General features: G+C 64.2%; 14 protein-coding genes. 4 read left to right on the top strand and 10 right to left on the bottom strand.

Annotated features, from left to right (window positions below; all coding sequences use genetic code 11):
- Nucleotides 1-2: 2 nt before the first annotated feature.
- Genes QM792_RS02880 through QM792_RS02870 form a run of 3 tightly spaced genes read left to right on the top strand, consistent with a single transcriptional unit; the run spans nt 3 to nt 3,639 of the window.
- Nucleotides 3-1,601 (top strand): benzoate-CoA ligase family protein, encoded by a 1,599-nt coding sequence (locus tag QM792_RS02880; protein WP_415147674.1) that lies wholly within the window; start codon nt 3-5, stop codon nt 1,599-1,601.
- Complete coding sequence (locus tag QM792_RS02875) at nt 1,598-2,485, top strand: alpha/beta fold hydrolase (RefSeq protein ID WP_415147673.1); 888 nt, start codon at nt 1,598-1,600, stop codon at nt 2,483-2,485. The genes QM792_RS02880 and QM792_RS02875 overlap by 4 nt, the downstream gene beginning before the upstream one ends.
- The gene (locus QM792_RS02870; RefSeq protein ID WP_415147672.1) at nt 2,482-3,639 is read left to right on the top strand and encodes an ABC transporter substrate-binding protein; all 1,158 of its coding nucleotides are present in this window, start codon (nt 2,482-2,484) and stop codon (nt 3,637-3,639) included. Before QM792_RS02875 ends, QM792_RS02870 begins: the two co-directional genes overlap by 4 nt.
- A 59-nt stretch (nt 3,640-3,698) precedes the next feature.
- Here QM792_RS02870 and QM792_RS02865 read toward each other — a convergent pair whose 3' ends face one another.
- The 4 genes from QM792_RS02865 to QM792_RS02850 form a co-directional block, all read right to left on the bottom strand.
- Nucleotides 3,699-4,025, bottom strand: coding sequence for a type II toxin-antitoxin system PemK/MazF family toxin (locus QM792_RS02865; protein ID WP_415147671.1), 327 nt, complete (start codon nt 4,023-4,025; stop codon nt 3,699-3,701).
- Complete coding sequence (locus tag QM792_RS02860; RefSeq protein ID WP_415147670.1) at nt 4,022-4,210, bottom strand: hypothetical protein; 189 nt, start codon at nt 4,208-4,210, stop codon at nt 4,022-4,024. The genes QM792_RS02865 and QM792_RS02860 overlap by 4 nt, the downstream gene beginning before the upstream one ends.
- Before the next feature lie 127 nt (nt 4,211-4,337).
- Nucleotides 4,338-4,691 carry a MarR family transcriptional regulator gene (locus QM792_RS02855; RefSeq protein WP_415147669.1) on the bottom strand — a complete coding sequence of 118 codons (354 nt, stop codon included), beginning with the start codon at nt 4,689-4,691 and terminating at the stop codon, nt 4,338-4,340.
- A 360-nt stretch (nt 4,692-5,051) separates the two neighbouring features.
- The gene (locus tag QM792_RS02850) at nt 5,052-5,822 is read right to left on the bottom strand and encodes a hypothetical protein (RefSeq protein ID WP_415147668.1); all 771 of its coding nucleotides are present in this window, start codon (nt 5,820-5,822) and stop codon (nt 5,052-5,054) included.
- Nucleotides 5,823-6,141: 319 nt separating this feature from the next.
- Between QM792_RS02850 and QM792_RS02845 the strand changes: the two genes are divergently transcribed.
- A complete protein-coding gene (locus tag QM792_RS02845) occupies nt 6,142-6,924 on the top strand; it encodes an NAD(P)H-dependent oxidoreductase (RefSeq protein ID WP_415147667.1) in 783 nt (260 codons plus the stop codon).
- A 323-nt stretch (nt 6,925-7,247) separates the two neighbouring features.
- Here the strand turns inward: QM792_RS02845 and QM792_RS02840 are convergent, their stop codons facing one another.
- The 6 genes from QM792_RS02840 to QM792_RS02815 form a co-directional block, all read right to left on the bottom strand.
- Nucleotides 7,248-7,607, bottom strand: coding sequence for a hypothetical protein (locus QM792_RS02840; protein WP_415147666.1), 360 nt, complete (start codon nt 7,605-7,607; stop codon nt 7,248-7,250).
- 183 nt (nt 7,608-7,790) lie between these two features.
- A complete protein-coding gene (locus QM792_RS02835; protein ID WP_415147665.1) occupies nt 7,791-8,609 on the bottom strand; it encodes a hypothetical protein in 819 nt (272 codons plus the stop codon).
- 230 nt (nt 8,610-8,839) lie between these two features.
- Nucleotides 8,840-9,253 (bottom strand): PaaI family thioesterase, encoded by a 414-nt coding sequence (locus QM792_RS02830; RefSeq protein ID WP_415147664.1) that lies wholly within the window; start codon nt 9,251-9,253, stop codon nt 8,840-8,842.
- 264 nt (nt 9,254-9,517) lie between these two features.
- On the bottom strand, nt 9,518-10,252 hold the full coding sequence (locus QM792_RS02825) for a hypothetical protein (protein ID WP_415147663.1): 735 nt from the start codon (nt 10,250-10,252) through the stop codon (nt 9,518-9,520).
- Between the two features lie 334 nt (nt 10,253-10,586).
- Entirely contained in the window at nt 10,587-11,777 is a 1,191-nt protein-coding gene (locus QM792_RS02820; RefSeq protein WP_415147662.1) for an aromatic amino acid transaminase, read from the bottom strand.
- 20 nt (nt 11,778-11,797) lie between these two features.
- Nucleotides 11,798-12,295 (bottom strand): glutathione peroxidase, encoded by a 498-nt coding sequence (locus QM792_RS02815; RefSeq protein ID WP_415147661.1) that lies wholly within the window; start codon nt 12,293-12,295, stop codon nt 11,798-11,800.
- Between the last annotated feature and the right edge of the window lie 47 nt (nt 12,296-12,342).

Below are 12,342 nucleotides of genomic sequence, written 5' to 3'. Positions count from 1 at the left end.
TCATGACCCACACCGCCGACACCGCCGCCGCCGTCGCCGCGCCGCCCGCGGCCTTCAACTTCGCGCAGCACCTGCTCGGCCTGAACGCGGAGCGCCCCGACAAGGCCGCCTTCATCGACGACGCCGGCACGCTCGCCTACGGCGAGCTGGCCGAGCGCGTCCGGCGCCTGGCCGCCGGGCTGCGCGCGCTGGGCCTCAAGCGCGAGGAGCGCGTGCTGCTGCTGATGCACGACTGCAACGACTGGCCGGTGAGCTTCCTAGGCGCGATGTACGCCGGCGTGGTGCCGGTGGCGGTGAACACGCTGCTGAACGCCGATGACTACGCCTACATGCTGGAGCACAGCCGCGCGCAGGCGGTGCTGGTGTCGGGCGCGCTGCTGCCGACGCTGACCGCCGCGCTGGTGAAGTCCGACCACGAGGTGCAGAAGGTCATCGTCTCGCGCCCGGTGGCGCCGCTGCATCCGGCCGAGGTGGCGTTCGAGGCCTTTCTCGCCGCGCAGGCACCGATGGCCCGCCCGGCCGGCACCGGGCCGGACGACCCCGGCTTCTGGCTCTATTCCTCCGGCTCCACCGGCCGGCCCAAGGGCACGGTGCATTCGCACGCCAACCCCTACTGGACCGCCGAGCTGTACGGCCGCGCCGTACTCGGCCTGACCGAACGCGACGTGTGCTTCTCGGCCGCCAAGCTGTTCTTCGCCTACGGCCTGGGCAATGCGCTGACCTTCCCGATGAGCGTGGGCGCGACGACGCTGCTGATGGCCGAGCGCCCGACGCCCGACGCCGTCTTCAAGCGCTGGACCGGCGCCGTCGCCGGCTCCAAGCCCACGGTGTTCTACGGCGCGCCCACCGGCTTCGCCGGCATGCTGGCCAGCCCCGGCCTGCCGAAGAAGAACGAGGTCGCGCTACGCCTCGTGTCCTCGGCCGGCGAGGCGCTGCCGGCCGACATCGGCGAGCGCTTCAAGGCGCACTTCGGCGTCGACATCATCGACGGCATCGGCTCCACCGAGATGCTGCACATCTTCATCAGCAACCGGCCCGGCAAGGTGCGCTACGGCAGCACCGGCTGGGCGGTGCCGGGCTACGAGATCGAGCTGCGCGGCGACGACGGCAAGCCGGTGCCCGACGGCGAGCCCGGCGACCTGTACATCCGCGGCCCGAGCGCCGCGATGATGTACTGGGGCAACCGCGAGAAGACGCGCGACACCTTCCAGGGCGGCTGGACCAAGAGCGGCGACAAGTACATCCGCAACGCCGACGGCAGCTACACCTACGGCGGGCGCAGCGACGACATGCTCAAGGTCAGCGGCATCTACGTCTCGCCCTTCGAGGTGGAGGCCACGCTGGTGCAGCACGCGGCGGTGCTCGAAGCGGCGGTGATCGGCGTGCCCGACGCCGAAGGGCTGACCAAGACCAAGGCCTTCGTCGTGCTCAAGCCGGGCGGCGAGGCCAGCGCCGACGAGCTGAAGGCCTTCGTCAAGGACAAGCTCGCGCCCTACAAGTACCCGCGCCAGATCGTCTTCGTGCCCGACCTGCCGAAAACGGCCACCGGCAAGATCCAGCGCTTCAAGCTGCGCGAACTGGAGAAGGGCGCCGCGCCGTGAGTTCGGCCTTCGTCGAGATCGGCTGGCGCGGCAGGCGCGTGCGCATCGAGCATGCGTTCATTGCGCCGGCCACCCTTCGACAGGCTCAGGGTGAACGGGGGGGCACTGCGCCGCTCGAGCGGGGGAGCACTGCGCCGCTCGAGCGGGGGAGCGCGGCGCCGCTCGTCGTCTTCCTGCACGAAGGGCTGGGCTCGCTCGCGATGTGGCGCGACTTTCCGCAGGCGTTCTGCGACGCCGCCGGCGTGCGCGGGCTGGTCTACTCGCGCCCCGGCTACGGCCGCTCGACGCCGCGCGCGCCCGAGGAGGCCTGGGACCTGGACTTCATGCACCGCCAGGCGCACGAGGTGCTGCCGGCGCTGCTCGAAGCGCTGGGCATCGACGCCGCGCGGGACAAGCCCTGGCTGTTCGGCCACAGCGACGGCGGCTCGATCGCGCTGCTGTACGCTGCGAAGTTCCGCGACGCCGTGGCCGGCGCCATCGTGCTGGCGCCGCACATCCTCGTCGAAGACCTGTCGGTGGCGAGCATCGCCGAGGCCAGGACCGCCTACGAAACCACCGACCTGCGCCAGCGCCTGGCGAAGTACCACGACGACCCCGACTCCGCGTTCTGGGGCTGGAACCGCATCTGGCTGCACCCGCCCTTCAAGCAGTGGACGATCGAGGAAGAGATCCGCGCCATCGCCTGCCCGCTGCTGGCGGTGCAGGGGCTGGACGACCAGTACGGCACGCTGGAACAGATCCGCGGCATCGCGCGGCGCGTACCTCGGACACAATTGCTGGAATTGCCGGACTGCGGCCACTCGCCGCACCGCGACCAGGCCGCCGCGCTGATTGCGCACGCCACCCGCTTTCTTCATTCCAACACGACAGGAGACGACCGATGAAGCCCACGACCCTTGCCCTCGCCGCCGCCCTCGCCGCGCTTGCCGGTGCCGCCCACGCGCAAGGCGCCAAGCTCAAGGTCGGCTTGATGCTGCCGGCCACCGGCACCTACGCCGCCCTGGGCACCGCCATCGAGAACGGCTTCCGGCTCTACGTCGACGAGCAGGGCGGCAAGCTCGGCGGGCGCGAGATCGAGTACGTCAAGGTCGACGACGAGAGCGATCCGGCCAAGGCCACCGACAACGTCAACAAGCTCGTCAAGCGCGACAACGTCGACGTGCTGGTCGGCACGGTGCACTCGGGCGTCGCGATGGCGATGGCCAAGGTCGCCAAGGACACCGGCACGCTGCTGCTGGTGCCCAACGCCGGCGCCGACGCGGTGACCGGCCCGATGTGCGCGCCCAACATCTTCCGCTCCAGCTTCAGCAACTGGCAGCCCGGCTACGCGATGGGCGAGGTGGTGGCCAAGAAGGGCCACAAGAACGTGGTCACCATCACCTGGAAGTACGCCGCCGGCGACGAATCGGTGCGCGGCTTCAAGGAGGCCTTCGAGAAGTCGGGCGGCAAGGTGGTCAAGGAACTGTCGCTGCCCTTCCCCAACGTCGAATTCCAGGCGCTGCTGACCGAGATCGCGGCGAGCAAGCCGGACGCCGTCTACACCTTCTTCGCCGGCGGCGGCGCGGTGAAGTTCGTCAAGGACTACGCGGCCGCCGGGCTGAAGAAGAGCATCCCGCTGTACGCCGCCGGCTTCCTGACCGACGGCACGCTCGAAGCGCAGGGCGCCGACGCCGACGGCCTGCTGACCACGCTGCACTACGCCGACAGCCTGGGCAATCCGAAGGACAACGCCTTCCGCCTGGCCTACGCCAAGGCCTTCAAGCTGCAGCCCGACGTGTACGCGGTGCAGGGCTACGACGCCGCGCAGATGCTCGGCATCGGCCTGGCGGCGGCCAAGGGCGACGTGAGCAAGAAGGCCGAGATCGCCGCGGCGATCGAGAAGGCGAAGATCGACAGCCCGCGCGGCGCGTTCAGCGTCTCGAAGTCGCACAACCCGGTGCAGGACATCTACCTGCGCCAGGTCAGCGGCAAGGAGAACAAGCTGATCAGCGTGGCGAGCAAGTCGCTGGCCGATCCGGGGCGGGGGTGCAAGCTCTGACCGTCACGCCGGGGGCATCCGCTTCATGAGCGGACCCATGGGTCCGCTCAGACGACGTTTCAGGCGTCGCGGCTGATGCCCAGCCAAGCCAGGACAGCGGCCTCGACGTCCGCCAGTTGAATGGCGGCAAGAACGCCCAGCCGCCGCACCAACCTGACGGTTGGCACCGTGACGATGCTCTGCGCATCGAAGGCGCCAGGCTGCAAGAATCTGACGCGGGTCGGCACCTCGAAGCGAGAGCCTCGCACGCTTGTCGTGTGCGGCACGAGGCAGACGAGCGAGCGCTCCGGTTCCTCGATAGGAACGTTCAAGACCAAGCATGGACGAACCTTCGCGGCAAGGCCGAGATCGACCAGCCAAACCTCACCACGAGGCGGCGACTTCACTGGTGCTGCTCGGCTTCGTCCAGCGCGAGAAAGACCTGCTCAGCCGCTTGGATCAGTTCGTCCTCGGATGGAGTCGTGTACTCCGCCTCGATGGGCAGCCGAAGGAGGCTGACAAGCACGTCATGCTGATCGGCTTGCGGAAGCGCCTTGAAAGAGCGCAGAAAACGTTGCGCGGCTTCGCTCATGGGCGCAGTCTACTGCGTTAGCGGCTCGACGAGTGCTCTCAGGGGCGTCGGGCAGGCCGGAAGGTCGGGCGTGCCCGGCCAAGGATCTGCAGCGATGAAGCGCTGCATCAATGACCGCGCGAGACGATCAGGCGACTTGCGCCAACGGAACGAGGATTTCCACAGCCTCGAAGGGAACCGATACGGCCCCTTCATCCGTGCGCTCCACGAGACCGAGTTCTTCGAGGCGGGCAACGTCGGTGTGCACGTTGGAGTAGTTGCGTTCGGCCGCCTTGGCCAAGGCATATACGCTGCAAGGGCCGACCCGGCGCAGCGTGTCCAGCAAATCCAGACGAGCGGGCGTCAGTTCCGAGAACAAGGTGCGCGCCGATTCGAAGCTGAGGCGGAAGTCCGGCGACTGACCTTGCCTCGCCGCAGCGAGCTGCCGCCTGGCCGAACGAACGGCCGAACCGCGCTTCGCAACTTCAACGATCGCCTTCATGGTGCACCTCGCTTGCGCATGTCGAGTTCAAAATCGTCGAGCAACTGCTCGATGGAGACAAACACGTACGGCTGCTCTTCTCCATCGACATGGCGGTGATCGCCCTTGCCGCGCTCGTTGTTAGGCCGCACTTCGCGACTCGGCCAACGCCTTGAGTTTGGCCAGCGTGACCGGAAGCCCCGTGCGAAGACAACCCGTTCAACGCACCACGGCCGCAGGGGCGGACATGCGGGCTTGTGCTGCCTAACGTTTGAACTGAGGGACGGACGCCGGCGAGACGGCTTGGCCACGAGGCGGATGTAGACAGCGAGCGCCTCGCGGCCAAGGCGACTTGCTGTGGCCGCCACCTCCAGCGAAGGGTTAGGGCGCTGCGCACCGGAGCGCTTTGAGGAATGCTCTTGGGCCGGCTCGCGAGTACGCAATGTTGTCTACGTCCGCGCGAAGAAGAAGACCCTGAAGTTCTACATAGCCCGGAGTGCCAACGCAAACTTCTATCCGGCCCACTTCGATGTTGTCGTGAATGAGATCAAGCTCGACCACATGCGAGTCGAGTTCGCTGGCGACGAAGATTCCACGAGAGTAGGTGTACTTTGGCTCTGAATCATGCCGCCAGATCGTGTGGGTGCTCGTCCGCTTAACCTCTCCTCTGGGGTTCGCGCTAGATTCGTCGGCTAGCCAAACGTTCTCCAAATACGCGCAGCCTTTGTGATATAGCTTCAGTGCTCCCAGAAAGAGCGTGGCGACGTCAACGGCATCTTCGACCTCGACGCGGGACGGCTTGTAGTAGCGATGCTCCAAGACATTCCGAAGTTGTACAACTTTTCGTACTACTCTCGGCGCAACGAGGCCTAGATCGCGGATGCGATCAAGTCGTTCGGGAAAATTCCTGGGCTCAGGCAACCCAAGACATGCAAGAAGTGTGGAAATCTCACAGTCGATGGCACGCTTGGCATTGGTTAAGGCATTCACTAGTCCCCGCGAGCCACCTAGGCGCAGATCCTTCTCTGCAAACTCAAGGTACTGCAGCGGAGTAATGGGAGTCGTGTACTTGATGATTCCGAACGACTTTGGGTCGAGTATCGGCTTGCGCCAAGTGCCCGCGCAGGCATCTAGGTACTCACGTAGTTCCATTCAGCGCCCTAACCTGCTTTCTGCGACAACCGTTAACGTTGGAGCTGAGACGACCGCTGCGGCATGCGGCCTTGCCCGCGTGACGCTTGATGAACAGAGGCGGCACGCGGGCAAGGCCGCATGCCGCAGCAGGGGGCGGCTCGAGCGACGTGTTAGGCCGCACGCTCGGCTGTGCGTGCGATCGGTTCATCTGTGCGCAAGTTGTCAAGTGGGTCATCGAGGAAGCGTAGACGATGGGCAATGAAGCCTTGCTTGAGGTCAATCGCCGTGGATGAGTTGCACGTAGGATGATTCAAATACCAGAACGATAGGATCGCATGTGAAAGTCTTCCTTGTCTTCGCTCACCCCGAGCCGCAATCGCTTACCGCGTCACTGCGCGATGTTGCGACGCACGAACTTATGGCTTTGGGTCATGAAGTAAATGTTTCAGACCTCTATGCGATGGGTTGGAAATCAAATATTGATCGCCCGGACTTCCCAATGCTTGCGCCGGATGAACGCATGCGGGTCGCCTACGCTTCAGGCTCCGCCTTTCTTACCGGGACGCTCACCGATGACGTGAAGGCGGAGCAGGCAAAGCTCTTATGGGCTGATGCGGTGATCCTTCAGTTTCCCCTCTGGTGGTACTCGATGCCAGCGATTCTCAAGGGTTGGGTTGAGCGCGTCTATTCCGCGGGTTTTGCATACGGTGTTGGTGTATCCAATGAGTGCCGTGGGGGGGATAGATATGGCGAAGGAGTGTTTGCTGGCAAACGCGCCATGCTTGTAGTTTCGGTGGGCGGCAGGCAGGAGAACTATTCTTCACGAGGAATCTGCGGTCCTATAGATGACGTTCTATTCCCGATCAATCACGGCATCCTCTACTATCCGGGGTTCGACGTGCTACCGCCTTTCATCGCCTGGGAAACGGACAGGATGGACGCGCCAGGGTTCGAAGCTGCCAGCAGCGCATTGCGTGACCGGATGCAGTCTTTGGAGACCACAGAGCCGATCCCCTACCGCTCTTTGAACGGCGGGGACTACGAGTTTCCCGGCCAGACACTCCGACCAGAACTCGGTGCTGCCGACGCATTCGGATTCAGGCTACATGTGCGGGAGTGAAGCGGCACATTCTGCTCGGCATACGCCAGCGGTGCGCGGGAAAATGCCTTCCCGACGTCGCGCAGCAGCGATGTTCTGCTTGAACGCCCATGCCAAGCTGGCAACGTGAGCGATGGCGCAAGCTTGGTGGGAAAACACGCCAGTGCGAGAGCCTTGCATCCCAAGCGCAGATCGTGCAGGGTGGTGCCTGGTGCGGCCTAACGTTTGAGCTGAGGGGCCGGAGCCGGAATGGCGCTTGGCCCGCGAAGTGGATGATGACAGCGAGCGCTTCGCGGGCCAAGTGCCAGGCCGGTGGAGGCCCCGCTCCAGCGAAGGGTTAGGCGTCACTTCGGCAGATAGGCCTTGAGAATTTCAACGCCGAGCCCAGAAACCAACCCGATGACAAGTGCGGACACGACGCCGAAGGACCAAACACCGACCATTTTCAGGCGATGAGCCCAAGTCTCCTTCTCGATGGCGCTGCAAAGCTCGTCCAGGAACACTCTTCCCTTCGTGTTGATCTGGAAGCCGAGTACGTGGGCAACTCGCCCGCGGTCGTCTCTGCCCTTCGACACTTGATACTTGCCATCGGCGAAACCTGCGTCAATCAGTTCCCGGGCAAGCGCAAAGTCACTCTCGGACGATGGGCCATGTTCAAGGATGCGCGCGTACTCTTTCTTGTACAGTGAACGGATGGCTGTCATGGTGCGATAAACGCCTTAACGGGATGGGTCCGATGCGACGTGGAGGCAAGGTGGGGTTGGTGACGCCTAACGTAGAGCTGAGCTGCGTGCTACGGCAGACGGCCCTGGCCGCGCGGAGCATCATGGACCAAGGCGTAGCGCGGCCAGGGTTGGCTGCTGTAGCACGTCGGCTCGAGCGACGGGTTAGGGCGCATTCGCGGCGCCCTCGGGCTGGGATGCCTGAGCCTGGAGGGCGTGAATTGCTTCCTCGAGTGCGAAGGCAAATGACGTAGACGGACATGCGGCGATGAGACGGTCCGCGCGATACCAGCCACTTTGCACGCCGATGACCCCGTACTTCCACTTGTTGTCGTCTCGCTTGAGCATGAAGATGGGGCCGCCACTCATGCCGTCGATGTTGTTCACGACTTGTTCACTCCCGTCAGCGAGGCGGGCGTAGAACTGGTTCTCGGCTCGTTGCCCCGCTTGTGGCGGAACTTCAGCAGCACGGAGAGGGGCTACGACAACGCGGGCGGTGATGATGGTTTCGCCGTCGTAGGCGACGCTCTCGGACGGGATGCCCACCAGAACCCAGTGCTCGTGGTCCATGTCCGGTGTTCCCCAAGCGGCCCTTGCTAGTGGTGTGGTGCCGCCGGCCTCCAATTGGAGGCGATAGAGCGACGCCACGTGCGTAGCTGCGTAGTCGAGGCCAAGTTCTTCGTTCTCGATGACGCACCAGTGCTCGGGCCGAAAGTCGTAGGGGACGGCCATGCCCTTGAACTTGTCCTCGACCGTGTGATCGCCGAGGCGCCAGATGTCAAACGTGGACCCGGAGGCGAGTGCTGCCCGGATGAGCCGGAGGATGTGGCCGGCGGTGACGTAGAACCACTCTCCCGCGACCTCGACGACAAAGCCGGAAAAGACAAGCGGCTTCGGCTCGGCATCAGGCGGCTGCTGAACGCAGGAGAGCGAGACGAAGTGCTGGCGGACGGTCTGAGCGACGCGGCTTGTGAGATCGACCATTGCGCCACTTTACAGCGCGGACCTATAAGTGGCGATGCCTGTGCGCCCGAACGTCCCCGTTGCGGCGGGCGGACTGCGCGATGGCTTTCGCGGCGCAGCGAATGTGCAGTGCAGTGCCATGCCGTAGCGCGTCCGGTTGAGCGAGGGGTTAGGCCTCACTGTGCGGGTGGCTCGAATATGAGGCACGTAGTTGTACCGTGAGCCAAGAGGCGACCTCGCCCATCTGTTACTCAGCCTTCTGCCGTGCCAGCTCGCCGCCCACTGCTGAGAACCTTTCCTTCTGCGCGGATCGAGCCAGTTTCGACTGTGATGGGACGGAGGAATGAGATCTTGAACTCAAGCGTCGTGGATCCAACGCCTTTGTCTACCGTCGACTGAATCGCAAGGCCCATACAGCTATCGAGCAACGTAGCGGCCAGCCCACCGTGCACTGTGCCCCACGGATTGAAGTGACCGTCGTTGGGCTCCGCAGTAATGACCACCCGTCCCTTCTCAGCTTCCACGATGTCGTAGCCAAGAGTCCTGGCCATCTGGTTCAGCGGCAGCGAGCCATTTACTAGGCCCTCCACGAACTGAAGGCCGGTTAGTTGGCGAAGTTTTTCAGAACTGACCGTTCCGTATGTCCTGGTACATTGATCTTGCATCGGGTACTCCTTGGAAAGGCCTCACCCTAGCGAGGTCGGCGGCAGCAAGCTAGCCGTTCTCGGACATCTCCTTCCCGCTGCGTGCCTTCCCCTGCTCTTTCGTAGCGGGGGAAGCTACAGCACAGGTTGTGGTGAGGCCTAACGTTTGAGCTGAGGGGCGGACGCCGGCGAGACGGCTTGGCCGCGAGGCGGATGATAGACAGCGAGAGCCTCGCGGCCAAGCTGGCTTGCCGGTGGCCGTCCCCTCCAGCGAAGGGTTAGGTTTCACTCGCTCGGCTTCTCACGTTTCGGCGAGTAGCTCTTGTTGGCGGTTTCTTCAAACTTCACGGTGAAGTCGTGAATTTGATCAAAGAGATCTTTGTCACCGAACGCCTTCGCGACCACCCCAAAGGCGAGGATGCTTCGGCAGTAGTAGTTCCAGAGGTCCATGCGGTACTCAGCGTGACGACGCGTACCCAACATGCCCTCGACGTGAAAGTGCGGAGGGTTCCCGCCGTACATGTCCATGATTTGCGGGGAAGCTGCATGGACGAAGCCAGAGTAAGTTTTTGTGAGCGTCTTGGAGAGTGCGATTGCACGACTCGGGTCTAGATCCGAGCCTTCCTTGTTCGCGATGTAGGCTTGAATCTTCGACCTGCGTGCCATCGGGCGCTTCTGAGTGGAGTCGATTGGATCATCTGTGTCGAACTCCTCTTCATAGAAGGCGTCAAGATACTGTTTGTGCAGAGAAGTCAGATCTTTGAAGATCAAGCCGTAGGCCAAGAAGGTGATGTCTTCGTGAATCTCGTGAATGACCCGCTGCAATGCTCCTTGCTCCTGCACGAGACCATGCTGCATCAGGAGCGTTGCCGCTTGAAGCGTCGTGACCACGCGCGCGAGTTTTTGAACGATGGCTTGCTCGGGCAGTTGCTCGACATAGCGGAACACGAATGAAGTCTTGTAGGGAACCCTCTGTGGTGGCGGCACGCGTGCGGCAAGGCCATGCACTGTGCGCTGCATGTTTGCAAGCGCCGACTCGTACAGTTGTTCTCTCGGCATCTTGTGAAACCTAACCTGCTTTCTGCGACAGTCGTAACGACCGACCTCGAACGCATGTTGCGAGACTTGGGCACATGTTGGCCGTACTGACTACCGACCATCAGGCATCCAGGCACACTCGTTGCGCAAGCGTCCCGCGTTGTCACCTCTGACAATCCACTTGATCTGGAGCGACCGCTCCACCTGCCCATGTTGTAGTAGCGCAGGCTCTTCGTGACGGCCAGCTAATTAGGCTAGGCCGCTCCGACGAATCCCAGCCGCGCCGGCGTCAGCAGGTGCTCAACGCGGCGCAAGCTCACATCACCCCCGCCATCGCCCCTGCCGTCGCCTCGACGTTCCCCTCGTTCAACCCCGCCACGCACATGCGCCCGGATCGGATCAGGTAGACGCCGAACTCCTCGCGCAGCCTGTCCACCTGCGCCGCTGAGAGCCCCGTGTAGCTGAACATGCCGCGCTGGCTGAGGAAGTAGCCGAAGTCGCGCCCCGGCAGCTTGGCGCTCAGCACGCCGTGCAGCCTGGCGCGCATCGCCAGCATGCGCTTGCGCATCGCGGCGAGTTCGTTTTCCCACAGCGGGCGCAGTTCGGCATCGGTGAGCACGCGCGCGACGATCTGGCCGCCGTGGATCGGCGGGCTGGAATAGTTGCGCCGCACGGTGAACTTGAGCTGGCCCAGCACCAGCGCGGCCTGCTTCGCGTCGGGGCAGACCACGCTGAGCGCGCCGGCACGCTCGCCGTAGACGCTCATGCTCTTGGAGAAGCTGTTCGCCACGAAAGCCGTCAGCCCCGCCGCGGCGATGGCGCGTATCGCGTAGGCGTCCTCGGCGATGCCGTCGCCGAAGCCCTGGTAGGCGAGATCGAGATAAGGAATCAGGTTGCGGCGTTTCAGCAGCGGGATCAGTTCGTCCCACTGCGCGCGCGTCAGGTCCACGCCGGTCGGGTTGTGGCAGCAGGCGTGCAGCAGCACGATGCTTTTCGCCGGCAGCTTGTCGAGCGCGGCCAGCATCTCGGCGAAGCGCACGCCGCCGGTCTTGGCGTCGTAGTACGGGTAGGTGTTCACCGCGAGGCCCGCGCCCTCGAACATCGAGCGGTGGTTGTCCCAGGTCGGGTCGCTGACCCACACGGCACTGCCGGGCAGCCAGCGCGCGATGAAGTCGGCGCCGACCTTCAGGCCGCCGGACGAACCCACCGACTGGATGGTCGCCACGCGCTCGCCCGTCACGGCCTCGTGCCCGGCGCCGAACAGCAGCGCCTGCACCGCGCTGCGGAAGTTGGCCGCGCCTTCGATCGGCAGGTAGGGCTTGGGCCCGCCCTCGGCGAGCAGCCTGGCTTCGGCGCGTTTCACCGATTCGAGCACCGGAATGCGCCCGGCCTCGTCGAAATAGATGCCGATCGACAGGTTGATCTTGTGCGCTCGCGGATCCTTCTGGAAGTCTTCGTTGAGGCTGAGGATGGGGTCGCCGGCGAACGGCTCGACGTGGGAGAACATGCTGTGCTTGGGGAAGTGATTCAGGCCTTGGCCGCGAGCGCGGCTTCGATGTCGCGGCGCAGGGATTCGGGGGTGTCGGTGGGCGCGTAGCGCTTGAGCACCGTGCCGTCGCGGCCGATCAGGAACTTGGTGAAGTTCCACTTGACCGCCTGCGTGCCGAGCACGCCGCGCGCTTCGCTGGTGAGGTATTTCCACAGCGGGTGCGCGTTGCCGCCGTTGACCTGCACCTTGCCCATCATCGGGAAGCTCACGCCGTAGTTCAGCTCGCAGAACGACGAGATCTGCTCGTTGCTGCCCGGGTCCTGGCTGCCGAACTCGTTGCTCGGGAAGCCGATCACCACCAGGCCGCGCTCGCGGTAATCCTTCCAGAGCTGTTCGAGCCCCGCGAACTGCGGCGTGAAGCCGCACTGGCTGGCGGTGTTGACGATCAGCAGCACCTTGCCGCGCTGGCTGGCGAGTTGCGCCGGCTTGCCGTCGATCGACAAGGCCTCGAAGTCGTAGACGCTGGTTTCGGCCATGCTGCTCTCCCGGGGTGGAGCCGCGATGGTAGCCGGCGCAACGGCGG

The sequence above is a fragment of the Piscinibacter sp. genome (assembly GCF_047600445.1).
Classification (GTDB): Bacteria; Pseudomonadota; Gammaproteobacteria; order Burkholderiales; family Burkholderiaceae_C; genus Piscinibacter.
Note: the sequence above shows the minus strand (reverse complement) of the source record. Positions and strands in the feature narration are given on the sequence as shown.